This window comes from Winogradskyella sp. (assembly GCF_028282165.1).
In the GTDB taxonomy this organism is placed as follows: domain Bacteria; phylum Bacteroidota; class Bacteroidia; order Flavobacteriales; family Flavobacteriaceae; genus Winogradskyella.
Window position 1 is genome coordinate 133,553 of record NZ_JANQIM010000027.1, and the last position, 26,203, is coordinate 159,755.

At 35.8% G+C, this 26,203-nt stretch carries 26 protein-coding genes and 1 tRNA gene; 15 read left to right on the forward strand and 12 right to left on the reverse strand.

The genetic code is table 11. The features are described 5' to 3' along the window. Nucleotides 1–22: 22 nt before the first annotated feature. From Q0972_RS11130 to Q0972_RS11150, 5 genes are all read right to left on the reverse strand, one after another. Complete coding sequence (locus Q0972_RS11130; RefSeq protein WP_299365791.1) at nt 23–1,951, reverse strand: glycoside hydrolase family 13 protein; 1,929 nt, start codon at nt 1,949–1,951, stop codon at nt 23–25. Nucleotides 1,952–2,032: 81 nt separating this feature from the next. Continuing rightward, nucleotides 2,033–3,685, reverse strand: a complete 1,653-nt coding sequence (locus Q0972_RS11135) for an alpha-amylase family glycosyl hydrolase (RefSeq protein ID WP_299365792.1) — start codon at nt 3,683–3,685, stop codon at nt 2,033–2,035. Continuing rightward, the gene (locus Q0972_RS11140; protein ID WP_299365793.1) at nt 3,675–5,747 is read right to left on the reverse strand and encodes a beta-L-arabinofuranosidase domain-containing protein; all 2,073 of its coding nucleotides are present in this window, start codon (nt 5,745–5,747) and stop codon (nt 3,675–3,677) included. The genes Q0972_RS11135 and Q0972_RS11140 overlap by 11 nt, the downstream gene beginning before the upstream one ends. Then, complete coding sequence (locus Q0972_RS11145) at nt 5,744–6,568, reverse strand: sugar phosphate isomerase/epimerase (protein WP_299365794.1); 825 nt, start codon at nt 6,566–6,568, stop codon at nt 5,744–5,746. The genes Q0972_RS11140 and Q0972_RS11145 overlap by 4 nt, the downstream gene beginning before the upstream one ends. Further along, on the reverse strand, nt 6,568–7,374 hold the full coding sequence (locus Q0972_RS11150) for a phytanoyl-CoA dioxygenase family protein (protein WP_299365795.1): 807 nt from the start codon (nt 7,372–7,374) through the stop codon (nt 6,568–6,570). The genes Q0972_RS11145 and Q0972_RS11150 overlap by 1 nt, the downstream gene beginning before the upstream one ends. A gap of 133 nt (nt 7,375–7,507) precedes the next feature. Here Q0972_RS11150 and Q0972_RS11155 point away from each other — a divergent pair, with 133 nt between their 5' ends. Beyond that, nucleotides 7,508–8,365 (forward strand): AraC family transcriptional regulator, encoded by an 858-nt coding sequence (locus Q0972_RS11155; RefSeq protein WP_299365796.1) that lies wholly within the window; start codon nt 7,508–7,510, stop codon nt 8,363–8,365. Nucleotides 8,366–8,371: 6 nt separating this feature from the next. On the opposite strand, the gene Q0972_RS11160 is transcribed toward Q0972_RS11155, so the two are convergent. The 6 genes from Q0972_RS11160 to Q0972_RS11185 form a co-directional block, all read right to left on the reverse strand. Further along, nucleotides 8,372–8,881: an enoyl-CoA hydratase gene (locus Q0972_RS11160; protein ID WP_299365797.1), complete on the reverse strand. Its 510-nt coding sequence runs from the start codon at nt 8,879–8,881 to the stop codon at nt 8,372–8,374. Further along, complete coding sequence (locus tag Q0972_RS11165) at nt 8,878–9,396, reverse strand: hypothetical protein (protein WP_299365798.1); 519 nt, start codon at nt 9,394–9,396, stop codon at nt 8,878–8,880. Before Q0972_RS11165 ends, Q0972_RS11160 begins: the two co-directional genes overlap by 4 nt. Before the next feature lie 18 nt (nt 9,397–9,414). Then, a complete protein-coding gene (locus Q0972_RS11170) occupies nt 9,415–10,149 on the reverse strand; it encodes a hypothetical protein (protein WP_299365799.1) in 735 nt (244 codons plus the stop codon). 17 nt (nt 10,150–10,166) lie between these two features. Beyond that, a complete protein-coding gene (locus Q0972_RS11175; protein ID WP_299365800.1) occupies nt 10,167–11,468 on the reverse strand; it encodes a ferric reductase-like transmembrane domain-containing protein in 1,302 nt (433 codons plus the stop codon). A gap of 21 nt (nt 11,469–11,489) precedes the next feature. Next, nucleotides 11,490–12,257, reverse strand: a complete 768-nt coding sequence (locus Q0972_RS11180; RefSeq protein ID WP_299365801.1) for a DUF6597 domain-containing transcriptional factor — start codon at nt 12,255–12,257, stop codon at nt 11,490–11,492. A 164-nt stretch (nt 12,258–12,421) separates the two neighbouring features. Then, a tRNA-Pro gene (locus tag Q0972_RS11185) sits at nt 12,422–12,496 on the reverse strand. 233 nt (nt 12,497–12,729) lie between these two features. On the opposite strand from Q0972_RS11185, the gene Q0972_RS11190 reads away from it, so the two are divergent. The 14 genes from Q0972_RS11190 (at nt 12,730) to Q0972_RS11255 (ending at nt 25,225) form a co-directional block, all read left to right on the forward strand. Then, nucleotides 12,730–13,830 carry a PQQ-dependent sugar dehydrogenase gene (locus Q0972_RS11190; RefSeq protein WP_299365802.1) on the forward strand — a complete coding sequence of 367 codons (1,101 nt, stop codon included), beginning with the start codon at nt 12,730–12,732 and terminating at the stop codon, nt 13,828–13,830. Then, nucleotides 13,827–14,282, forward strand: a complete 456-nt coding sequence (locus Q0972_RS11195) for a cytochrome c (RefSeq protein WP_299365803.1) — start codon at nt 13,827–13,829, stop codon at nt 14,280–14,282. The genes Q0972_RS11190 and Q0972_RS11195 overlap by 4 nt, the downstream gene beginning before the upstream one ends. 46 nt (nt 14,283–14,328) lie before the next feature. Continuing rightward, nucleotides 14,329–14,934, forward strand: a complete 606-nt coding sequence (gene udk / locus Q0972_RS11200) for a uridine kinase (RefSeq protein WP_299365804.1) — start codon at nt 14,329–14,331, stop codon at nt 14,932–14,934. Further along, nucleotides 14,934–15,260 carry a septum formation initiator family protein gene (locus Q0972_RS11205; RefSeq protein ID WP_299365805.1) on the forward strand — a complete coding sequence of 109 codons (327 nt, stop codon included), beginning with the start codon at nt 14,934–14,936 and terminating at the stop codon, nt 15,258–15,260. Before udk ends, Q0972_RS11205 begins: the two co-directional genes overlap by 1 nt. Further along, nucleotides 15,253–16,641, forward strand: a complete 1,389-nt coding sequence (locus Q0972_RS11210; protein WP_299365806.1) for a methylmalonyl-CoA mutase subunit beta — start codon at nt 15,253–15,255, stop codon at nt 16,639–16,641. Before Q0972_RS11205 ends, Q0972_RS11210 begins: the two co-directional genes overlap by 8 nt. Nucleotides 16,642–16,701: 60 nt before the next feature. Beyond that, the gene (locus tag Q0972_RS11215) at nt 16,702–17,316 is read left to right on the forward strand and encodes a hypothetical protein (RefSeq protein ID WP_299365807.1); all 615 of its coding nucleotides are present in this window, start codon (nt 16,702–16,704) and stop codon (nt 17,314–17,316) included. Continuing rightward, nucleotides 17,316–19,433, forward strand: a complete 2,118-nt coding sequence (gene scpA / locus Q0972_RS11220) for a methylmalonyl-CoA mutase (RefSeq protein WP_299365808.1) — start codon at nt 17,316–17,318, stop codon at nt 19,431–19,433. The genes Q0972_RS11215 and scpA overlap by 1 nt, the downstream gene beginning before the upstream one ends. A 96-nt stretch (nt 19,434–19,529) precedes the next feature. Further along, complete coding sequence (locus Q0972_RS11225) at nt 19,530–20,297, forward strand: AAA family ATPase (protein WP_299365809.1); 768 nt, start codon at nt 19,530–19,532, stop codon at nt 20,295–20,297. After that, nucleotides 20,297–21,199 carry a ParB/RepB/Spo0J family partition protein gene (locus Q0972_RS11230; protein ID WP_299365810.1) on the forward strand — a complete coding sequence of 301 codons (903 nt, stop codon included), beginning with the start codon at nt 20,297–20,299 and terminating at the stop codon, nt 21,197–21,199. The genes Q0972_RS11225 and Q0972_RS11230 overlap by 1 nt, the downstream gene beginning before the upstream one ends. Beyond that, nucleotides 21,189–21,794 carry a DUF5683 domain-containing protein gene (locus tag Q0972_RS11235; RefSeq protein WP_299365811.1) on the forward strand — a complete coding sequence of 202 codons (606 nt, stop codon included), beginning with the start codon at nt 21,189–21,191 and terminating at the stop codon, nt 21,792–21,794. The genes Q0972_RS11230 and Q0972_RS11235 overlap by 11 nt, the downstream gene beginning before the upstream one ends. Before the next feature lies 1 nt (nt 21,795). After that, entirely contained in the window at nt 21,796–22,500 is a 705-nt protein-coding gene (gene dapB / locus Q0972_RS11240) for a 4-hydroxy-tetrahydrodipicolinate reductase (protein WP_299365812.1), read from the forward strand. Nucleotides 22,501–22,658: 158 nt separating this feature from the next. Then, a complete protein-coding gene (lepB, locus tag Q0972_RS11245; RefSeq protein WP_299365813.1) occupies nt 22,659–24,284 on the forward strand; it encodes a signal peptidase I in 1,626 nt (541 codons plus the stop codon). A gap of 18 nt (nt 24,285–24,302) precedes the next feature. After that, a complete protein-coding gene (locus Q0972_RS11250) occupies nt 24,303–24,914 on the forward strand; it encodes a WbqC family protein (protein WP_299365814.1) in 612 nt (203 codons plus the stop codon). 2 nt (nt 24,915–24,916) lie between these two features. Next, a complete protein-coding gene (locus tag Q0972_RS11255) occupies nt 24,917–25,225 on the forward strand; it encodes a DUF6122 family protein (protein WP_299365815.1) in 309 nt (102 codons plus the stop codon). On the opposite strand, the gene Q0972_RS11260 is transcribed toward Q0972_RS11255, so the two are convergent. After that, the coding region (locus Q0972_RS11260; protein WP_299365816.1) for an endonuclease/exonuclease/phosphatase family protein at nt 25,217–26,203 on the reverse strand (987 nt) is incomplete at its 5' end. The genes Q0972_RS11255 and Q0972_RS11260 overlap by 9 nt on opposite strands.

Below are 26,203 nucleotides of genomic sequence, written 5' to 3' on the forward strand. Positions count from 1 at the left end.
ATTCGTGGGATTACCCTCTAATTTAGTTAGATTTTATTAAAACGGATGCCTTAGGTTCAATTTTCAATTTAATGGCTTTGTTATCTTGTTTTACATCAGCATTATTTAAAACATCTACATATGGGCCCGAAAACTTCACCTTAACACTTACATTAATAGTTTTGTCATCAGAATTTATAATCGTAATAACTTCGTTGTTTTCGTCATATCTAGAATAGGCTAACACTTTATCGGAATCTGATATCGACAAAAACTCAATTTCGCCATATGCCAATACTGGATGCGCTTTCCTAATTTCGATTAGTTTTTGATGATAGTTGAATAAATCATTATTAAAGACTACTTCATCAACTGGTCTTTTTTGGTCAAAAGGATGAGCTGTTTCATCTTCAAAAGTATAGTCTGGCCAGATTAGTGGTTTCCTACAAGACGGGTCGTCTGCGCCCCACATTCCCATTTCGTCTCCTGCATATATGTGTGGTGAACCTATATAAGTGTATTGTTGAACCAATAAGAGTTTTAATATTTGATAAGTATTAGCATCTGGCTTGTGAATTTTGTATTCAGGATTTTCGTGAACCTTGCAGTAATACTTGTATTTGTTCTTATTGAACAACGATGTTAAAACTCTAGGGGTATCAAAACCACCTGTATAATTCATCATGGCGTAATTGTTTGGCTTTCTCAAATTGCTTCTAAAGAAATTGAGACTATCTATATATTGGTTTACCGATATTTCATTTGGCGATTTGTTGAGATAATGGCGTGTTGCCCTATACCATCTGTAGTTCATCACGGCATCAAAAATATCGCCTCTTAAAAAAGGTTCTGGGTCTAATAATTTATCTGGCCATTGCTCCCACCAAATTTCACCTAATAAATACGCGTCAGGATTGATGTTTCTTACGTGCTTTCTAAAATCCCTCCAAAACCCAAGCGGTGTTTCTGCAGCTACATCTAAACGATAACCATCAACACCATCGGATACATCGCCATCCTGATTTGGGTCTAGCCAACGACTAGCTACATTAAAAATATGTTGCTTTGCAGAAGCATCGTAGATATTCCCCTCAAATGACGTTAGACTTATGGACGCATCTTGTTTTTGTGTTTCTCTTATTTCGGGCAAGGTATGTACACCAACCCATCCATGATACTTAAACTCATTTTCCTCGGTTTTGGGATCGTCAAAATGTTCTACCCAATACCAATCTTTAAATTTAGAATTCTCCTGATGTTTTAATACATCCTTCCATGCCCAAAATGTATTTCCTGTATGATTCCACGAGTAATCTAAAATCACCCTTATCCCTCTTTCATGAAATGCTTTAATGACTTTTAAAAACAGTTGATCTGCCGAAGTCATCTGCCATGTACTAGGATCGTCTGGAATTTCAGAAGCCATTATTTTTTTGTCACCTTCAGGATCCGGTCCAAAATTGACATCGATATGCCGCCAGTTTCTTGCATCATATTTATGAAGTGAAGGAGAATCGTTTAAGGGTCTGAAATAAATCGCCGTAATACCTAAGGAATCAATATAATCGATCTTGTCTAATACACCTTGTAAATCACCTCCATACCTGCGCATTTGCACTTTATCTACAAACTTATGTGTTGGATTACCGTAAAAATCTTTCCTTCCATCTAGTTCCGAAAAAAACGGATCCGCTTTATACCAGTCTTGTGTCCATGGTGTAATTTTCCATGAATCTGGGATTTTTCCTGGGAAAGTACCTATAATATCTTCAGCAGTAGGATCATTTGTTTTATCCCCATTCCTAAATCGTTCTACTGCTATTTCGTACCAAATAACATTTTTTGACCATGCTGGCGGATTAGAAAACTCAGTACTATTGCCCGCCACATCAATGTGTTCAGGTTTTGTTTCTGAATCTTTGCATGCTACAATTAATAACAACCCAAAAAATACAAGTGCGTGTTTTTTCATTTTAAAGATTTATGTATGCTGTAATTTATAATGCATTATTTAATCTTCAAGCTATTTTATACAAACGACAGCCTAAATAATTCATAAAACACTTTTAGCAATTAACATCCCATAACCTTTTAGAACGATTTTATCAGAATCAATAGTTGCATTTTGACCATATACAATCTCTTCAAGTTTGTAATGACCGTCTTTATTTAGGCTTATTAATTCTTCAGATGTATTAATAATTACATAACGAACTTCATTTTCGAACTGACGTTTAAAAGCAATGATGTTCTCCTGATCTACAAAAAATGGTTCATAAGTCCCTTGTTGAAATGCTCTGTTTTGTGTTCGAATAGAAATTAGTGCTTTGTAATGATGCCAGAGAGAATTCTTATCCTTTTTTTGCGCTTCTAAATTAAGCGTATTAATCGCCTCTGTATTCCAGAACGATTGCTCCCACCATTCGCCTGTATCTTTATACCATAGGGCATTACCTAATGTCGTTTTGTCTGCTGTCCAAGGAAATGCTTCTCTTACAGGAATGTGATTGGCATCACTTCCCCATTCACTAGTCTGCCCAGTTAATCCGAGCTCTTGTCCGTAATAAATGGATGGTACGCCTGGTAACAAAATGTTTAATACTGCAGCAACACGTTTTTGGCCTTCATTATTATTCACCACCGAAGCCCACCTTGCTGTGTCGTGGTTTTCTAAAAAGTTAACCGTAAACGTACTATCCGTAAATTTCGACATGCTTTCCTTAACGACTTTATGAATACGATTTGGATCCATTTTTACACCATTTGATGTAGGATCTATATACATATCGTGCGTTCCTTCTTCACCTGCAATAGCAAACCGAAGTGGAAAACTGAAAGCTGCATCTGCACCACTTAGGCTTACCATTTTCTCGCCGTACTCGTTCCAGTTGGATTGTTCACCCAAAACAAAAATATTAGGATTAATTGCTTTACATTCTTTGAAAATTGGTTTCCAAAAGTCTTGATACATATTGGTAAAAAGTCCTTTATAATCAAGATCGTCCATAATATGGTCTATTCTAAAGCCATCAACACCATCATTAAAGTTGCCATCTTTGTTTGGATCTACCCAGTAAGTGTAAAAATCTGTCATCCATTGTTTTACCGTTTCATTATTTAAATCGAGAAATACAATATGGTGCTTATCACCTGGCCAAGCTGTAAAATCGTGTAAAGGTGATTTAGAAGGCATAAAAATCTGTTCAGGATAATGGTTTAAGCTATCCGAATAGTAAATGAAATCGGAATATTCTGAATCTGGATTTTTATAGGAATCATCAAACCATATATTACCGCTCTGTGCATATTGGGTTTCCATATCCATTAAAAACTTTAGTCCCTTCTTATGAACAGCTTTTACGAAATTGATGTAATCTTCTTTTGTTCCATACTCTTGATCTATGTTTTCATAATTGGTTGGAAAATAGTTATGGTAAAACCCAGATTCGTACAATGGCGTAAACAAAATCGTTGTAACTCCTAATTCCTTTAAATAATCTAATTTTTCTACAAATCCATTGAGATCACCATGTCTATCACCATTGCTATCATAAAAACTACGTTGCATTACATGGTAAATGACTTCGTCATTCCAATTAATTAGTTCATTTACAACTGTTGGTTCAACATTTTCAGATTTTTGATGTTGTTGACAGGAACTGAAAATCAGAACGATACATAAAACAATTAAAGATTTATTTTTCATTGGTCTCGTTTTTTGGAAAGGTGACACGTCTTAGTACTGTTTTTCCTATCGGAACAAGTTGAACATTGATGCTATTATTTGAAGCGTCAAACAATTCCCCTTGAAGTAATAATTTCGCACCATAGAATGTGGCTTCGTTTAAATTAGATTTAAGATTAAAGTTTGTAGTTTCATTTAATGTCAAACCTTCGTAGGACTTATTCTTCGGGAAACAATAGTAATCCCTGAAACCATTCTCATACTCTTTTATAGTTTCCTCTATATGCGGAATTTCTAAAGCATATACCAATGGGCCTTTTTGTAAATAGACCTCGTCATTATTGGCTGAATGGACTTTAATTTCATTTTTAAAACGTACTGTCAAAGTATCTTGGTTACGCCATTCTTTTGATATCATATAATAGCCATTCTCAAAGCCTTCAAAAACACTTTCATCTTCTATTCCGTCTGACCATTTTGGTTGTCGCACATAGAATTTAAACGTTTTTGGAGTGTCCATTGAAAATTTAAATGTCACCTCATCAGACATTGGGTAATTGGTAATTTGTTCAATTGAAATTTCAGATTCATCAACTTTTATAGTTAGCCTTGAAGGGCCAAACATAGTCACAGCAATACCGTCTTCTTTTTTCATCCACATTTGCTCTAGAAAATAAGTGAAATTTCTGCCATAATTGGGTACACAGCACACAGCTGGCTCAGAATGTGTTGGCGAGTATTTATAACGTGGGTCTTCTCTAGATTCGCCATTCTCATGGTGATGCCCATCTAACACATAACAATTATCCGTTTTGCCATAAGTAATGGCTGTACCTTCTTCATTTCTAAAACCTAACATACCATTGTAGGTCAGTTTTTCAGCGGCATCAGCAAAGTCGACATCCCCTGTTTTTTGAATTAAACTTCCGTAAGAATTGCGCAATTCTAACATAGTACAATACTCACTACCTGTATGTGTTGGATGCGCTTCTAACTTTGCAATCCATTCGTTACCATGACCTGCACCACTAGGCAAAATACAAGGTTCTAACTTTGCCAACATATTGTCATAAGCGGTTTTAAGCTCTGGATAGCCCGTATTATAATACGCATTGGCCATCGTACGGATATGCTCATAAGTGTGCACAGCATGACCTTCGAACATTGAATCTTTTTGTACTAAGTACGGATAGCGCAAATCGTTAAACGATCTATTAATAGAATAGGTTGAAAATGCCTTATATAAATAAGTCGCATAATCTTGATACGCTTGATTTTGAGTAATTCTGAATAAGGTTTCACAAACATCCGTAAGCATTAGGCCGTGGGTAACACCCCCAAAAGCATTCTTTAAATAAAATGGGTTTTTTGAACGTTCCCCATAATTATCCATAGTGACTTTCATTCCCTTTTCTACAGCTTCTAAAACGGCTTTATCATTAGTAAACTCGTAGTAGGCTAACATAGTTCTAAACGCGGTAGTTTGCGCCCAAAGTTCGCCATTGGACCCTTCGTGTTGGTATCGTAAATTGGGCTTGTAAATGCCTATATAACCATCTTTGTCTTGCGAAGCCAGTAGGTTTTTGACAATAGCATGGGATTGCGCTATCGCTTCTTTATTATCAGTTAAAAATGCGTGCCTTATAAAACCATCCCACCAGTTGCCTATGGTTTCAGAATTCCACCACATAATAGACTGTTCCCATTCTGCTCCTGTAAGTACTAAATCACCCATTTCTGGAACGTCCTCTAAGCCTCCACGTCTGGCAGAATTGTATATATCATCTGATGCTATACCTGGATACAACTCATCCAAAGCACCAACGACACCAGTTTCAAGATCGTTCTTCATCATATTTAGAATCCAACCTTTAGGCTTTACACTCCCAGTTGGAAACTGCTCGAATTTTGGTTGTAAGGGATTTTCAGGATTTTTAAAAAATGTCAATTGATCGCTATCATCGATTATGGTTTCAGCGACCTTATTTACATTTTCGGAAAAATTTTCGCCCTGTGAGTTTTTATCTTCTTTCTTACATGAAGAAAGGGCTAATATGCAACCTATAATGACAATTCTATTCATGTTAAGTGGGTTTTAAGGTAATCTTTCATCTTTAAATTTATGGCTTTCTGATTAGCTAGGGGGTTTTTGGTGAATGGTTCTTCTGGCATATAGGGAAAAGGCCCAAATTCTGGTGTAATCGTAAATTGATATTTTCCGTTATGAAGCCTTATTATTTGCTTCCACCAGTCTAAATACTGCTCAAGATAGGCTTCCCATTCTGGAGCAAATGGGTCATTAATCTGTGGCGTTTGCTCAAAACCTATCCTAGCATGAAGATGTTGAATGTGCAGAATTACCTTCGCAATAATATCTTCTTGATTTTGAAGCATAGATTCTGAAACCACACACCAATGGGATAAGTCGCCTACAAGTTTTATTTCTGGAAACTTTTCTAAATATTTTAATGTTGTTAACGCATGAAATGTGAAGCGACCTCTATGTATCTCATGATATACTGGAATATTGTACTTCGCAGAAAAGTTTTCAACAGTTTCGATGATTCTGCAATTATCATCAAAAGAAAAATAATCGCGCCCAGTATGCGAGTTGATGAAATTAGGTTGGTAATGCACGAGGTTTTCCAGTCGCTTTATCACACGTTCTAGATAACTACTTGGAGTTTCTGGCTGTAAACCTAAGACTTGTTGCAATACACAAATAAAATCTGGGTTTTGTTGCCTCTCCTTGTTAAGTGTATCATAGAAGGCGGTTTCAAATATAGCATCCTTAGGAACATTAATCTCAATACCATCAAAACCATTAGTTTTAACGATATTGAGAAATGCTTCTAAATTTAATGCTTCACTTCCCCAAAATGGATATAGAAACCTTAATTGCATTAATATAAAACAGGGTTTATTGGTGTATTAATAACCTCTCCTACTTTAGCGCCCGGACACCAGGTTTCCCAATCATTCTCTTGACCCGAATTTGTTGGTTGTTTTAAGGTCATATCCTTATCCATATAAATTATGGTCATTACTTTTCGCATCTGGTCCGTAGTGTTGGCACCTGCACGATGGAATACCCAACCTGAGTGAAAACTAATCTCTCCTGCATCAAAGGGTTCAATAACGTGTTTAAAATCGGTAACCTTAAGTCGCTTTTCTATTTGGGTTTCGCTATCATCACCAATTGACAATTCTCTTCCCTCCATAATCTCATGACTCCCTGCGCTAAATTCTAAAGGCCCCATTTCTAAGGGTGTTTTTTGTAAAGGTATCCAAGCTGTAATGGTCTTATCTGTTGATAAGGGCCAATAATGCTGATCGGCATGCCATGGCGTAATGCCACCACCAGCTTCTTTAAATAAGGCTTGATCGTGGTACAAACGCACACCATCCACTTGCATTAGGTCTGCCGCTATTTTTGCAATACGTTTACTGAAAATCAAATCTTTAACAGCTTCATCTTTTGTCCAGAGATTAAAGAGCTGAAGGAAAGCTTTTCCATAAGTGGTACGTTCCTCTAGCGGTTGATCTTCTTGGTTTAATTCATTAACGCGTTTTGAAATCACACCATTAAAGTAATCTAAGGTGTCCTTATCTAATACATTCTTTAACTTAATGTAACGATGCTTTTGGTAGAATGCAATTTGTTCATCCTTTAATGTGTATAACTCGTCCAATACTGTTTTTGTTTCCATAGTCTTTATTGATTGTTTACACCACAAAATTATCTCGACCTATTTAGATTATTTTTTTAGATTTTAACCACAACTATGCGTATTTAAACATTTTTTAATTAATTTTAATCTCATATAAGTTTATATAAAGCATATGAGACCAGAATTAGAACAACTTAACATCAAGAACTCTGAGCAGTCTTTCCGTTTTTTTCAAATGGAACTCGATGCTTTTGTTCCTTTTTGGCATTATCATCCTGAACTAGAACTTACATTGATAGTAAAAGGTGAAGGTACCCGCTTTGTTGGAGATTCTATTGAGCCTTTTTCTGATTTTGACTTAGTGCTACTCGGAAAGAATTTACCACACCATTGGGTAAGTGTTAAGGAAAAACCAATAGTAACTCAAAAAACAATTATTTTTCAGTTTAATGAAACTATCTTTGATGGTTTTAAAGAATGCCAACATTTTAAAGCTTTTTTTGATTTGGCCTTAAAAGGTATTCATTTCAAAAATCCTTCAGAGTCTATCGTAAATAGAATTCTAAATTTTGAGTCTTTGACTGCTTTAGAACAACTCACCTCTTTGATGTTGTTACTCCAAAAACTATCAGCTCATGCGAATAAAAAGCTATTAGCTTCAGAATCCTATTCCCATCTAAGCAAAAAAAGCTTTACTGAACAAAAATTCTCGGAGGTGAATAATTACATTTTGGAACATCTTGATAAAAAACTAAGTGTAGATCACATGGCTGAAATTACGCATATGGTACCTCAGTCGTTTTGCCGTTGGTTTAAAAAGCACTCCGGGCATTCGTTTATTAACTTTCTGAACCGAACTCGTATTGAAGTATCTTGCCACTATTTATTAACCTCGACTGAATCCATTCAAAACATTGCGTTTTCTTGTGGTTTTGAAACCATAAGTCATTTTAATAGAACGTTTAAAAAAATTAAAGGCTTTAGTCCATCACACTTTAGAAGAAAGGATAGAAACAAAAAAGTTACATAGAAGGTTTTATATATGACTCTGGGTTGTGTCAGTAGGTTTGCCTACTTTTTTTAAGCTTAGATTTGGCTTAAATGAGCCTAAGACCAGCTCCACAATTAGCGGTAGAATATTTAATTGCCCTATAAACTGTTCTTTATGTTCTTTCTCTAAAAATGTTTCGCTAATACTTCCGGTTGGAATAGATTCTTTAGCTAATGCCACTAGCTCTGGCATCATTGGCACTAAAAACACAAAGGCGTTTATCGTTAAAAATGCTACAGCAATAAACTTAATCTTTAACCATGTAGGTTTCTTTTTGAAAGAGATATACAACAAAACATCTGATATCACCTTTAATGCTAATCCTGGTAATATTAGTATGTAAGCGCTCTGTTCCTTGTAAACATAAACATTGTGAATAGCTTCTATGTCAGCATCTTTAAAAATGATTCCGATTACGATATGAGACAGAATACCACCAACATACGTGATGGTTCCTATCTCTTGTATAAAATCAAGGGCTTTATGATATCTCATATTCTACGTGAAAAGACTAGTAGTGATATTCCACCTAAGATTACTAAAATACTTGCTGTCAATAGACCATCCATAACATTATCCATCGTTGCCATTAACAGAATAAACCCACCTATAAGATTTACAGCTCCAGCAATAAGTCTACTCATGAGAATTCGCTTATTAATTTTATGTTTAGAACTTAACACCGTAAACGCAAAAAGTAATTCGAATAATCCATAAGCCACAATAAAGTATGTAGTTGTCAGTAGAAATGACTCCAAAGAATTTACTGATGATCCTACTATAACTCCATAAATGATAAGGCCTACGCCTTGAGCCATATGGTATTGATTTGCCACCTTAGGAAGCTCTTTGTGTTTAGAGAATAGAAAACTACCAATCCCTGCTAAAACCATACATATCGGCATTACAATTTTTGATGTTTGAACTCCTAATTGGTCCGAAAAGAATAAGGTAAGTCCCGCACATATCATCATAAGACCACTAAAGGCCAAATACATTGTTTGTTTCATCTTTATATTGAATTTTAGTTAGTGTAGCTCTCCTTTTTCACCATCTACCCATCGTTGCATCATGACTCTTTGTGCAGGTGTTTGCTGTGTGCCCCCTGCCAAAATATCCAGAAATCTATCCCATAGATTTTTCTTTTGAGTTGCTTCTTTTTTAATGGCTTCATAAGCTTTCATATACTCATCTGAATATTGATGTGCTTCTTCTTTAGAATACTTAGGTGGTATATTTTTTAAGATAGTATCGGTGAGTTCGTCTACCTCATCAGGACTATATGACTCAATCATTTTTAGCTGAATGCCACATGCACTTGCTTCATTCTGAATTCTATCATGAGAGTTGTATATTTCTGACCAGATGGATTTCCAATGCTCCAATTCATTTTCTGGTAAAGAGGATTTCCCAATGGTTTCTAAGTCACTAAGGTTTGAAGCAATATTTTTACTGAACTGTAGATGCTTTTCCCAACCTTCCGAAATACCTACCGAGTTTTTAGATTTTATTTTATCAATCGCCGAATTCAAAATCACTTTTAAATGGCCAAGGTTATCCATATACTTATTAAACTCCGATAGCCATTGGTCTTTTGTACTAAGGTTTGCATACTTTTTAACTAAGCTGGCTGCCTCCTTTAAATTGCTCTGAATAATAGACCCTGCTTTGTTCATTGCAGTCCAGTTATCACTTGCCGAAATTGCTAAATGACGTATTGACACAACAGCTTCAATGACTGGATTAAAATTTTGTTCTTCCATATTATTTATGTTTAGTATTATCTAAATGCAAATTCTTCATCGTAAATGTGCTTTTGCTTTACACCTTCCATTTTGAGTTGCGTTGTAATGTTCTTTTTTAAAGCTTCTGGTCCACAGATGAGATAGGATTTTTCTTTTGGCTCTCTTAAGCTCAAATCTTCGACCGAAATATGTCCTTTGTCTGCAGAATCCCATAGGACAAATTCGAATAATGGGTTTTTAGTTTCAAGCTTTTCTAACGCTTCTTTATAAGGGGCTTCACTTTTATTATTTACACACCAAAAGAGTGTTACTTTATTGGTATAGTAATCCTTGATAAGTGAAAGAAATGGTGTAATCCCAATACCACCAGCAATCCAAACCTGTTCTCTTTCTTTTGAGTAACTACTTGAAAACCTACCATAAGGACCTTCTACCATTACTTCATGAAATGACTTTAATTCTGAGACTAACTTGTTGGTATAATCCCCTAATCCTTTAATGGTAATCTTTAGGTTGTCATCGTGTGGATGGCTACTTAATGTAAAAGGATGCTGTTCTCTTTTACTTATGGATGGAAACATGAAAAATGCGAACTGACCAGCTACATATTTTAGCTGTTCTGTTTGAGGTTCCATTTCAATCTCAATAATCTCATTACCTAGCTTCTTAACTGACTTTACTATATAAGTCAGTTTTCTATTAAAAAACCCAAATAGGAAAGCTTTATACATCCATGCACCTACACCCACGAAAGCCATTCCAAAAACATACACTCTAGTAATTGGCAGCTCTTTTACCAAACTATCTACTAGAATACCATGAACGACTCCCATGACATAGAAAACTCCCATGAGTTTATGGAAATTAATCCATTTATGATATTGGATCTTCTTCTTAAAAATTGGTGCCGCAGAGAGAATTACACCAATAATGATTAAGATGAATGCATAAAACCCAAGTGGCTTTCCTACATTGAACGCTACTAAATCTCTAGGAACAACGATAAAGTGAGCCAGCAAAAGAAATACAGCGATAACCCCCGATCTTCTGTGAATAAGATACATTTTGTCAAGACCACCGAATAAGTTCTCAACCCATTTGACTCTTGTGGCCATTAAAAAATTGAATGCAAAAACGGTAACTACCCACGAAGAGAATACTTCTCCCAATATACGATGTGGGTTTTTCCATGATGTATTAGTGAGCTCACCAAATAGCATGGTGTCTGAAGAAACTTCTTTGAATGAACCATTATAAGAGTATAAATCAATAGCCCAAAAAATGAAGTGAATCCCTACTACAATAGGGAAGTAAATTTCTTGTTTTAAGACGCGCATAGGAATAAGTTTTGGGCAAACTTACCTATGCTTCATATTTTTTAATTGTATAAATTGGTCATTCTTACCTTTGTATAATTGGGAAGGTGTTTTGCCTGTGTGTTTCTTTACTTCTCGTATAAAATGAGCCTGGTCAAAGAATCCTCTTTCCGGAAAGAACTCACCATCTCTTATTTGAAAATATGACCTGTAGCACTTTTGAATGTTAAGGTATTTTTTGAGTGATACACCTATATACTTACTTAAGTAGCGGTTTATTTCTCTTTGAGACCAGTAAATTTGAGAAGCTACTTCACCTGCTTTTATATCTTCATATTGGCTATATAAGAACTGACTTAGTCTAAGTCGGTTAGATTTTATCTCATCTTCTCTTGGAAGTCGTTTTAAAATGATATGCTCAAGCTGTTCGACTACTTTGGGAAATGTGGTGAATTCCATTTTATCAACATCAAAGTATTCTGTTTTTAGTTGTTCGACAGAATTTAATATCGATTTGATTTCCCCTCTTAAAATATATTCAGGTGCAATAACTTTAAATCGAATACCATATGTAATGATTCTTGGTTGGACCACAATGTCTATTTCTTTAGCCCAAAGCCCTGTTAAAAAATAGGCGGTTATTTTACCATCCAATACCTGAATGATTAGCTTAAAATACGCATCTGGACAAATCGTGATTTCTTCGGACCTATCAGATTCGTTACGCGCTTCAAAATAAGACGCCACATAATTCTCTAAAGCTTTGGATGGATATAATTCTGAATATTTATGTGTAAGACTTATCGACATATTTTGATACAAAATTGCGCAACCTATCATTAATAGTCAATTAATGATTGTATAAATTGGTCATTCACTACCATCTGTTCCACTCTCAAAATAGCAAAAAAACTACAAAACCTTGTAAATCATAGGATTTACAAGGTTTTAGTTTAAATCAATACTGATTCTAGTCGGGGTGGCAGGATTCGAACCTGCGACCTCCGCGTCCCAAACGCGGCGCGATAACCGGGCTACGCTACACCCCGAAAACAGCTGATGCTGAAAAAAATCATTATTTAAAATCCCAAGTCTCAAAACAACTCAATCAATTGAGTAGTCCGAAAACTGGGCGGAGTCTATTTTTATAGATACTCCCAAAGAAAGAGTTAACTTATGAGTTAGCTGACTTTCAAAAATCGGATTGCAAATATAGACTTTTTCTTTAGAAACCAACAACATTTTTCTAACTTTAGAATCTAGTTTTCAATTGAGATTAAACATGAAATTAAAACTCCCTATTATCTGCCTAATTCTGATTAGTATCTTGACCTGTGCGCAAGACAAAAATCCTACCAATACTGAAAACGATTACAAAATTGTGGTCCCTGAACTAAACATCCCGTGGGGATTTACCTTTCTGCCCGACGGCTCTATGTTAATCACCGAAAAAGCAGGTGAACTCATTCATTATAAGAATGAAAAAAAAACTACAATTTCCGGATTACCAGAAATTTATGTTAGAGGGCAAGGTGGTTTTATGGATGTTGTGCTTCATCCTAATTTTGAAGATAATAACTTAGTCTATTTTTCATATGCGTCTTCTGAAGGTGAAGGAAACGGAGGAAACACCACAATTGCCAAGGCCAAACTAGAAAATACAAGTCTTAAGGATTGGAATGTTTTATACAAAGCCGAGCCCAATACGAGACGTGGACAGCATTTCGGATCTCGTCTTGTATTTGATAAGGACGGTTATTTATATTTCACCATTGGAGATCGTGGAGATAGAGAAGTTAATCCTCAAGACATCACTAGAGACTGCGGAAAAGTCTATCGCATTAATGATGACGGAACTATCCCAACCGATAATCCCTTTTTTAATAAGGAAAGCGCCAAAAAAGCTATTTACTCTTACGGACACAGAAATCCACAGGGTATGACATTGCATCCAAAAACCGGAGCTATCTGGACACATGAACATGGCCCAAAAGGTGGAGATGAAATCAACATTATCGAAGCTGGGAAAAATTATGGCTGGCCAGTAATTAGTTATGGCATTAATTACAACGGAACAAAATTTACAGATATAACCGAAAAGGAAGGTATGGAGCAACCACTACATTATTGGGATCCTTCAATTGCCCCAAGTGGCATGGCTTTCATTGACAGCGATAAATATGGTGATTGGAATGGTAATTTGCTAATAGGGTCACTAAAATTCCAGTATTTGGATATGTGCACCCTAAAAAACAACAAAGTTGTTAAAGAAGAACGCTTGCTCAATAGACTAGGCAGAGTAAGATGTGTAGAACAGGGACCTGATGGTTATATTTATGTTGGCATAGAAAATCTAGGAATCGTTAAACTTATAAGAAAATGAAAAGATTGCTTAAGCTTACATTAGTTTTTATGGTTGTGTTGTCTTGCAACCCAAAAGAAAAAAAGAAAACAAAAGTTGATTACCCGGAAAAAACATCATTCTCGTCTCTAAGTCCAGATTTAAAAGCAAGTATGGAAAGAGGTAAACTGGTCTATGACGATTTATGCCTTACCTGTCATATGGCCAATGGAAAAGGAGCACCAGGAGCTTTTCCGCCTTTAGCACAATCCGATTATTTAAAGAATTATCAAGAAGAAAGCATTAAAGGGATTAAAAATGGCATGAAAGGCGAAATGGTTGTCAATGGCATTACTTACAATAGTATAATGACACCCTTAGGGCTTTCTGATGAAGAAGTAGCTGATGTAATGAACTACATAAACAACAGTTGGGGTAACAAATATGGTAAATTAATTACTCCCGAAGAAGTGACAAAAGTCATTAAAAACTAGCTCTAATTGGCTAACTTTGCACAACTAACTTAATCTAATATTTCTAATGCTAATAATTGGAATAGCTGGTGGAACAGGATGTGGAAAGACAACCGTTGTGACCAAACTTCTCAACGAACTACCCGAAGGTCAAGTTGGCGTTATTTCGCAGGATTCTTACTATAAAGACACATCACATTTAAGCTACGATGAACGCGTTAATATAAATTTTGACCACCCACGCTCCATCGATTTTGAATTGTTAGTAAATCATCTTAAACAGTTAAAAAAAGGAAAGCCCATAGACCAACCTGTATACTCTTTTGTGAAACATAACCGTACAGGTGACACTATTAAAACAAAACCCAGAAAGGTAATGATCGTAGAAGGCATCTTGATTCTTACCAATCCTGAAATACGAAAACTGTTTGATATAAAGATATTTGTTCATGCAGATTCCGATGAGCGCTTAATTCGTCGCTTAAAGCGAGATATATCTGAACGGGGAAGGGATATCGATGAAGTACTTACGCGATATCAGAACACACTAAAACCCATGCACGATCAGTTTATTGAACCCACAAAAGAATATGCAGATATCATTATTCCGAATAATAGATACAACACGGTAGCAGTAGATATCGTTAAAACCATAATTAACGAACGTTTATAATGGGAATTTTTGACAAAAAATATTTAAGACCGTTTAAAAACATTTATCTTTTAGTGTTCATAGTTTTTGCTGTTTGGATGTTATTTTTCGATGCACATTCACTACTCTTTCACAATGAATTAAATACAGATATCAAGGAGTTAGAATATCAGAAAGAACACTATAAAAGTGAAATGGAAAAGGACAATAAAGCCATAAAGGAATTAAGTACAGAAGAAGGCATTGAACGGGCAGCAAGGGAAAACTATTATATGAAAAAACCTGACGAGGATATATATATCATAGAATACGAAGACAGTATAGCAAAACAAAAAAAAGATGAGTAAATCATTATTTAACGAATTTGAAGGTGTATCTTCAAAAGCCTGGAAACAGAAAATACAAGTCGATTTAAAAGGCGCCGACTATAACGACACACTTATCTGGAAGACCAACGAGGGTATCGATGTTAAACCATTTTATCATTCTGATGAATTTGAAGCCTTAGCAAAGGTATCTGCCAACAAAGCTACCCAATGGAAAATTGGTCAACTTATCGAAGTTGATAATGTTAATGAAGCAAACGCAAAGGCTATAGATGCCATTGAAAGAGGAGCTGAAAGCATTATATTTCAGATTTCATCCCAAGAGATTTCAATAGACGAATTGTTTAAGAACATCGATTTAGAAAAAATCTCCGTAGAATTGAAATGCGGTTTTCTTTCTACCGATTTCCAAAATAAAATTCACAATGTTATTTCGAGTCGAAGCGAGAAATCTCAAAATAGTATTACAGTGCATATAGATATCATAGGCAATCTGGCCAAAACAGGCAATTGGTATCTCAACCTGTCAGAGGACCACTCAAAGTTTGAGGCTATAGTAAAACATACCAACCAAGTCTCAATTAACTCAAGTCTTTACCAAAATGCAGGTGCCAATGTTTTACAGCAATTGGCCTACAGTCTTGCACATGCTAACGAATACTTAAACCACTTTGACAACGTCATGTCGAACGAAGCGAAGCAAACGCTTCAATTCACCTTTAATGTCTCCGTTGGTTCAAACTATTTCTTTGAGATAGCTAAATTAAAAGCCTTAAGACAGCTTTGGGCAACCTTAGCTTCAGAATATGCTATCGATACAGACTGCAGAATAATCGCTACACCAAGTAAACGCAATAAAACGATTTATGATTATAACGTTAATTTGCTTCGTACAACGACAGAATGCATGAGTGCCATATTGGGAGGTGCAGATGTGGTTTTTAACTCACCTTACGATAGTCTCTACCATAAACCTAACGAATTTGGAGATCGTATTGCCAGAAATCAACTTTTGGTATTAAAGAACGAAAGCTATTTCGATAAAGTCAATAACCCAACAGATGGGGCTTATTATATTGAGAGCTTAACACAACAGCTAGCAGAAAAAGCCTTAGCACTCTTTAAAGATATTGAAGCTAATGGTGGCTTCTTAAAACAACTAAAAGAAGGTACCATACAACGAAAAACCAAAGAAAGTGCAGCTAAAGAACAGGTCGATTTTGATGCTGAAAAACTAGTGTTACTTGGTACAAATAAGCACCCAAATCCTACTGATAAAATGAAAGATGAGTTAGATATTAGCCCATTTTTAAAGGTTGAAAAGCGAAAAACAATTATTGAACCAATTATTGAAAAAAGACTATCTGAAGAATTGGAAATAAATCGATTAGATAAAGAATAAAACTCATTATAGATAAAACCTATAGTTTTGATTCGTGGAATATTAGTCATATTAATTCTAATGGCGATGTTAATTAGCTGTAATAGTACAAATAAGAACAATAATCCAAATTTGGATGGTGAATATTTTTACTCTGAGCCTTCCAATTTAAGCTATTACATCCCTCAAGGATTTAAAGATGCCTATGTAGAGACAGAAGTTGAGTTTGATAGCTTAATCGCAACTATCTATCATGAAGAAATAAAAGAAAGTTTAAAACTTTTTTATTTTTCTGATTCCTATTCCGGTCCCGATGCGTTAGGTGCATATTATTTGTACAAAGAAGATTCTTTAAATTATACATTTTTAGTTATAAATGAAACAGAACATATTAGGCTGAATGATAAAAATATGGAGTCTTTTATAGCTCTCAGGAATGCTAATATTAATAATGTAGCTGGAGATTCCACAATCACTATAGATCTGACCGATGATAAATTCACAAACCAAAGTCATCATCAAATAATGACAACGAGAGGAATAACAACCGTTAATGACGATTCATTTTATTGGGAATATTTCCTTGTTTCACAATTTTTACAAACCTATTCTGTATTTACAAGATCAAATACCGAGTTTAACTTTAAACCTTATATCCATACTGTTAGATATGGAGATAAAACAGCCATTGAGTAATGAGAAAAAAACTTCAAAACATAGCACTTAAAACTTTGGATTATAAACCCGAAGTTCAAAAAAATAATTTTCATACTGCAGAAGACATTGATGTAAAATCAAATTATTCTAAGGACGATGTTAAAAACCTTGAGCATTTAGATTTTGTAGCTGGCATTGCGCCAAATCTTCGCGGTCCTTATTCAACCATGTATGTACGCAGACCATGGACCATAAGACAGTATGCCGGATTTTCTACCGCAGAAGAAAGTAATGCCTTTTATAGACGAAACTTAGCAGCAGGGCAAAAAGGCTTGTCCGTAGCCTTTGACTTAGCCACGCATAGAGGTTATGATTCAGATCACGAACGCGTGGTTGGTGATGTAGGTAAAGCAGGCGTTGCTATAGACTCTGTCGAAGATATGAAAATCCTATTCGACCAGATTCCATTAGATAAAATGTCGGTATCAATGACCATGAACGGAGCTGTACTTCCAATTATGGCCTTCTACATTGTTGCTGCGGAAGAACAAGGTGTAAAACCAGAGCAATTGGCTGGTACTATTCAAAATGATATTCTAAAAGAGTTTATGGTGCGTAATACTTACATTTATCCACCTACGCCATCTATGAAAATTATCTCTGATATTTTTGAGTTTACAAGTCAAAATATGCCAAGATTCAATAGTATCAGTATTTCTGGATACCATATGCAAGAAGCCGGTGCTACTTGTGATATTGAATTGGCATATACCCTAGCAGATGGTTTAGAATACATTAGAAAAGGATTGGGTGCCGGCATGGATATCGACACCTTTGCACCACGATTATCCTTCTTTTGGGCCATTGGTATGAATCACTTTATGGAGATTGCCAAAATGCGCGCCGCTCGTATGCTATGGGCTAAACTTGTTAAACAGTTTAATCCTAAGAACCCAAAATCATTGGCTTTAAGAACGCACTCGCAAACATCAGGTTGGAGCTTAACGGAACAAGACCCATTTAACAATGTAGCACGAACTTGTATCGAAGCTGCCGCTGCCGCTTTTGGAGGCACACAGAGTTTGCATACCAATGCCTTGGATGAAGCCATTGCACTTCCTACGGATTTTTCGGCACGCATAGCTCGTAACACACAGATTTATTTGCAAGAAGAAACGCATATTACCAAAACGGTCGACCCGTGGGCAGGTAGTTTTTATGTAGAAAGTTTAACCAATGAAATCGCTCAAAAGGCATGGACACTTATTGAAGAAGTGGAATCATTGGGCGGCATGACTAAAGCGATTGAGGCTGGCATTCCTAAATTGAGAATTGAAGAAGCCGCTGCACGTAAACAAGCCCGAATTGATTCTGGCCAGGATGTTATTGTAGGTGTTAATAAATACCAACTCAAAGAAGAAGACCCGCTTCATATTTTGGAGGTTGATAACCAAACCGTACGCAATCAACAAATAGAGCGCTTAAATCAAATTAAGTCATCTCGAAACAACCAAGATGTTACTGCGGCATTATCAAAATTAACTGAAGCAGCAAAGACAGGTGAAGAAAATTTATTAGCTTTAGCAGTAGATGCAGCGCGTAAACGTGCCACTTTAGGTGAAATCAGTGATGCTCTAGAGGCTGAGTTTGGACGTTATAAAGCACAAATTAAATCATTTAGCGGTGTGTACAGCAAAGAAATAAAAGACGATTTAAGCTTTAAGAAAGCTAGAGAGTTAGCCGACCAATTTGCAGAGCAAGATGGTCGTCGCCCTCGTATTATGATTGCCAAAATGGGACAAGATGGGCACGACAGAGGCGCTAAAGTGGTGGCTACTGGTTATGCTGACGTGGGCTTTGATGTGGATATTGGCCCGTTATTCCAAACACCAAAGGAAGCCGCTAAACAAGCTGTAGAAAATGATGTTCATATTTTGGGAGTATCTTCATTGGCAGCAGGACACAAAACTTTAGTACCACAAGTCATTGAGGAATTAAAAGCTTACGGTAGAGATGATATTATGGTCATTGTAGGTGGCGTTATACCTAAGCAGGATTATGAATATTTATTCGATGCTGGAGCCGTGGCAGTTTTTGGCCCAGGGACCAAAATAAGTGATGCTGCCATTCAGATCTTGGAAATTTTGATTGATTAAAACACAAAAATACTAACAAAAAAACTGTTAACAACTTCAATTTTCAAAACCCATAATAAATCGTATTTTTAAGCCCTCAACAAACCAAATCATTTGATGGGTAAAATCATAGCCATTGCTAATCAGAAAGGTGGTGTAGGTAAAACTACGACATCTGTTAATTTAGCCGCTTCTCTTGGTGTTCTCGAGAAGAAAGTCCTACTCATAGATGCCGATCCCCAAGCTAATGCCAGTTCTGGGTTAGGTATCGATGTCGATGCTGTACAAATAGGCTCTTACCAAGTGTTAGAACACACGAAATCTGCAAAAGAAGCCATTACAGCTTCAAACGCACCAAATGTTGATGTTATACCAGCACACATTGACCTTGTGGCTATTGAAATAGAGTTGGTAGATAAAGATGAGCGAGAGTATATGCTTAAGAAAGCCATAACTGATTTAAGATCAGAATATGACTATATCCTAATAGATTGTGCACCCTCTTTGGGATTGTTAACTTTAAATGCCTTAACGGCTTCAGATTCAGTAATTATACCTATTCAATGTGAATATTTTGCATTAGAAGGGCTGGGCAAATTGTTAAATACTATTAAAAGTGTACAAAAAATCCACAATGAAGCGTTAGACATAGAAGGCATGCTGCTTACCATGTTCGATTCTCGTTTACGTTTATCGAATCAAGTTGTAGAAGAAGTACAAAAGCATTTTAGCGATATGGTATTTGAAACCATTATACAGCGCAATGTAAGATTAGGCGAAGCACCGAGCTATGGTGAAAGTATCATTAATTATGACGTAAGTAGTAAAGGCGCGGTAAACTATTTAAATTTAGCGAAAGAGCTGATTAAGAAAAATGAATTGTAATGGCGAAAGCTACTAAGAAACAAGCACTGGGACGAGGACTTTCAGCACTATTAAAAGATCCAGAAAACGATATTAAATCTGCTGAGGACAAAAATGCCGACAAAGTTGTTGGCAATATTGTTGAGCTTGATATTGACAGTATAGACGTAAATCCTTTTCAACCAAGGACCAATTTTAACGAAGATACGCTAAAGGAATTGGCGTCTTCTATACGCGAGTTAGGGGTTATTCAACCCATTACGGTTAGGAAACTTGCATTTAATAAATATCAGTTAGTTTCTGGTGAGCGTCGTTTTAGAGCGTCTAAATTAATTGGATTAGAAACTATACCGGCTTATATAAGGATAGCTAATGACCAAGAGTCTCTAGAAATGGCTTTAGTAGAAAATATCCAACGCCAAGATCTAGACCCTATTGAAATAGCACTTTCCTATCAACGACTAATTGACGAAATTAACCTAACACAAGAGCAAATGAGCGAGCGTGTAGGTAAAAAGCGCTCAACCATTGCTAATTACCTACGTTTATTAAAACTCGACCCCATCATACAGACTGGTATGAGAGACGGTTTTATTTCTATGGGTCATGGTAGAGCCATGGTGAATATTGAGAATCCGATCGACCAGCTCGAGGTCTATGAAAAAGTCATTAGTAACAAACTTTCCGTAAGAGCTACCGAACAGTTAGTGAAAAAACTAAATTCTGATACCGATTCACAATCAGAAACTACACCAATTGAAATCCCTAAACACATTAAAAAAGGTGTGAAAGAATTTTCAGAATATTTTGGCCATAAAATAGAGGTCAAGATCGCCAAGAACGGTAGTGGCAAAATCACAATTCCTTTTCATTCTGAAGAAGACTTCAATAGAATCAAAAAATTAGTGCAACGTGCTAAATAAAAGCAAAATTTTTCTTTTACTGTGCTTATTTTCAGTTACATTTTCATTTTCACAAAAGGAAAAAGACAGTACGAATATTGCTCTAGATAAAGAACTGGTCGTAATAGAAAATCAAGTTTTTGAGAAAAAGGAAATTGATCCGTTAAGACCCTCAAAGGCAGCATTCTATTCTGCCATATTACCTGGCGCAGGACAGGCTTACAATAAAAAGTATTGGAAAATCCCAATCGTGTGGGGAGCTATTGGTACTGGCGTATACTTTTACTTAAGAAACGACAGTCAATTTGACCGTTACAGAGATGCCTACAAAAGACGTTTAGCTGGCTTTACAGATGATGAATTTTCAGATGCAAATGGAAACCCTCTTATATCTGATGATGGCTTAATACGTGCACAGCAACAGTTTAGACGTAATAAAGAAATTTCTTTGCTAGTTACCATAGGCTTGTATGCCTTAAATATTATTGATGCCAATGTTGATGCGCATCTGCTTCAATTTAATGTGGATGAAAATCTGAGTTTAAGACCACACTACCAATTCAACCAAATGGAAAACTCTTCTGATTTGGGACTAACGGTTAATTTCAAATTTTAATATGAATATCGCACTATTAGGATATGGCAGAATGGGAAAGAGTATTGAAATCATAGCTCTTGAGCGCCATCACGATATCGTATCGAAAATTTCTGATGCTTCCGCTGACTTTGATTTTTCCAACGTTGATGTGGCTATAGATTTTAGTGTGCCAAATGCAGCCGTGACCAATATTAAAAAAGCACTGGATGCCAAAATCCCTATAATATCGGGTACTACTGGATGGCTGGAGCGCTACAATGAAATTGTTGACTATTGTAATTCTAAAAACGGCACTTTTCTGTACGCTTCTAACTTTAGTTTAGGCGTCAATATTTTTTTCGAAATCAATAAAAAATTGAGTGCACTAATGTCCACTGTTGATGGCTATACTACTGCAATTGAAGAAATTCATCATACCAAAAAATTAGATGCACCAAGTGGTACGGCTATTACTTTGGCCGAACAAATTATTGAAAATACCAATTACAACGATTGGACATTAGATGCGCCAAAACCCAACGAAATCCCTATCGAAGCGAAGCGTATTCCAGATGTACCTGGCACCCATGAGATTACTTACAAATCAGACATTGACACTATAAATATTAAGCACACGGCACATAGCAGACAAGGTTTTGCCCTTGGAGCTGTTATTGCCGCAGAATGGATAAAAGATAAAAAAGGGGTATTCACTATGCAAGATGTGTTACAAATTAATGGCTAATGTTGAATGAAAATAAACTGTCTGCACATAAACACTTGTAAATCTTTGTTAAATGAAGCCGATGAATTAACTAGGATTTTTATTTCATCAAGAAAAACTGCAAATTTGAACCTTAAAAATTAATCAATTGTCATTAGACAATTATCATTATATAGATTATGACTTGGACCGAGTGGTTTATTTTTTTACTCATCATACAGATTATTCATGGCTTAGGCACATGGAAACTTTACGTTAAAGCTGGTAGGCAAGCTTGGGAAGCCTTTGTTCCTGTTTACAATGCCGTTGTACTCATGAAAATCATTACTCGTCCATGGTGGTGGGTCATTTTAATGTTTTTACCAATTGTTAACCTCATTATGATTCCTGCGGTATGGGTTGAGACTGCAAGGGTATTTGGCAAAGACACCAAATTAGATGCATTAATCTGTATCATTACTTTAGGGTTTTATCTATACTATTTGAATTACATGGCCGATGTTAAATATGTTGAGAATAGAAAGCTAAAACCAAAAACTTCAGCAGGTGAATGGATCACTTCCATTTTGTTTGCTATTGTGGCAGCAACCATTGTACATACGTATTTCTTTCAACCATTTGTTATTCCGTCGTCATCGTTAGAAAAATCTTTATTAGTGGGTGATTTCCTAATTGTAAGTAAAATTCATTACGGTGCAAGAACACCCATGACTACAGTTGGCGCACCAATGGTACATGACACTATTCCTGTGTTAAAGACAAAATCTTATTTGTACAATGATCACTTCGAAAAAAGGAATACATCCTTAATAAATAAACTACAGCTCCCCTACTTTAGACTTCCTGGGTTTGAAAAAGTAGAGCGTAATGATATCGTAGTTTTCAATCAACCTGCAGATACGTTGTTGGATATGAACAATTTTAATCCAGACCGTAATTACTACAAACCCATTGACAAAAAAACCAATTTGGTAAAACGTTGTGTTGGCTTACCAGGAGATAATCTAGAAGTTAGAAACGGTTACGTCTTTATTAATGGTGTGCAAAACGAGTTACCAGACAGGGCAAGACTTCAGTTTTCTCATGATATCGTTTTTAAAAACCTTCCTTTAGGCTCTAATCGAGATTTTGCAAGAGTTCAAGCGATTTTGAAAAAGTATGATATCACTGATGGTATTGGTTTTAATGAAAATACACAAAGCTATACGGTACAGGCAACGCCACAAGCTGCTAAGAAAGCTGAAATACATCCAAATATTCAATCCATAACATTTTCTTCAGATGACAAAGGCATTAGAGACGACCGTGTCTTTCCCCATGACGCAAATTACAACTGGAACTACAATTACTTTGGTCCTATTTGGATTCCAAAAGCTGGTGAGACAATAGAATTAACCACAGAAAATTTACCGCTATATAAACGTGCTATTGGTGAATACGAGGGTAATACCGTTGTTACCAGAGGCAACCAAATCTTTATCAATGATGAGCCAGCAAACTCATATACGTTTAAACAAGATTACTATTGGATGATGGGTGACAACCGCCATAATTCCATTGACGCCAGAGCTTGGGGATTTGTCCCTTATGATCATATTTTCGGGAAACCTGTTTTTATTTGGATGAGTATAGATGGCATTAATGATGGTATTAAGAACTGGAGCTTTAGATGGGATCGGATTTTTACCACTGTGAGCGGTACTGGAGAGCGCAGATCTTATTTTATTCCATTTTGGGTAGTAGTCATTGGTATTTACGCTTTTACGAAATGGAGAAAGAAAAAGAAAGCTAAGCCATCTTCTTAAAGCCTTAGATTAAAAGGTATGGATTGCCTTATACTTCCTACGTATTTCCCAAACATAGCGCATTTTGTCGCTATGGTTAATACAGATTTGGTCTATTTTGAAGTTTGTGACAATTACCAAAAGCAATCCTTGAGAAATCGTACAGAAATCTATGGCGCAAATGGCAAAATGGCTCTAACCGTTCCTGTGAGCTACAGCCAAAAAAACAGACAACTGTATAAAGACGTAAAGATTGCCAATGACGATAATTGGCAATTGCAACACCTTAAATCGTTACAATCTGCCTATAGCATGTCTCCTTTTTTTGAATATTATATCGATGATTTAATGCCTTTATTCGAAAGGCAATTTACATATATTCTAGATCTTAATTTGAAGTGCTTTGAGATATTGATTGAACACATGCAAATTGATATGTCGACCTCTAAGACTGAGGTTTTTGAGAAGATACCCAATAACAAGATAGATCATAGATTCATCGCAAATCGAAATTATGAAATCACCTCTTTTGATTATTACACTCAAGTATTTACCGAAAAACATGGTTTTATTTCTAACTTAAGCATTTTGGATTTACTATTTAATGAAGGCCCAAATACAGAATTATACCTGAAACAACAAAAATTATAAACATGCTCAGGTTTTATATTCATTATGGTTTACATTTCGTTTTACCATTAGCAATAGCACTTTTTGTCTTTAGAAAGAATTGGTTGAAAGCTTATCTGGTAATGCTCTCTGCTTTTATCATCGATTTAGATCATTTATTGGCCGACCCTATTTTTGATCCCAATCGTTGCAGTATTAATTTTCACCCGCTCCACTCCTATTATGCCATTGCTGTTTACCTAGTGCTTATAATACCAAGGTCAACACGGATTTTTGCCATTGGCTTATTGGCGCATATTATTGCAGATGGTGCAGATTGTTTGTTAATTTAGTTTCAAGGTAGCTTTTATAGGATAATGGTCCGAAAGCTTCACATCTGAATATGTTTTAAAGCCATTGACCTCAAAGTCTTTATCGGCGAGTATAAAATCGATTCGTAACGGAAAAAACTTAAAATCAAAGGTCTTACCAAAGCCATGACCAGCTTCTTCAAACGTATCCCGTAGATCTTCGCCTAAAATTTCTTTATAAATATATGAATAGGCCGTATTGTTAAAATCTCCGGTAACGATAGTTTTATAAGGACTTTGGGATTTATGCTTCATGAAAAGTTCTACTTGGGATTGCTGTGCTTTAAATGTTCTTCCTACTTGTTTAAAGAGTTGACTGGATGTTTCTTTCTTTAGGTTTTCAACATCAGGATTGATTTTTGAAGATTCCAGATGCAAGGTATATACTCTTATCGTATCTTTTTGCTTTACAATATCAACAAAAATGGCATTGTTATAGGTGTTTGGAAATTCTAAAGATCCAGAATTAACAATAGGAAATTTAGAAAATATAGCTTGACCTCCTTTCACATTTGGATCTTCGGATAAGGCGTTGAAGTTGAAATAACCCTGCAAATCAATTGGATTCCCTTGTCTATATTCTTGTAGACATATAATATCAGGCTGTTCAGTTCCTATAAATTGAACTATTTTCTCTTTCACATTCTTGATGGGTAACCATTCAAAACGATTAAAGAGCCGTACATTAAACGACATTATAGACACATTATCAGGATCTTCAATCATAGTAGAAGAAGAGAACTTATAGAGCGACCCTACATAATTCCAGCCAAAGAGCAGAACGATTAATGACAATAATAGCTGCCTTTTTGCCCGAAAAACCCAATACACAAAGAATAGAACATTTAGAATGATTAATAAAGGTACACCTAAACTCAAAACAGATAACGTTGCAAAACTTTTGGGCGGCGCATAAGGCAAGAGGTAAGAAATCAATAGCAAGAATGCCGCCAATGAATT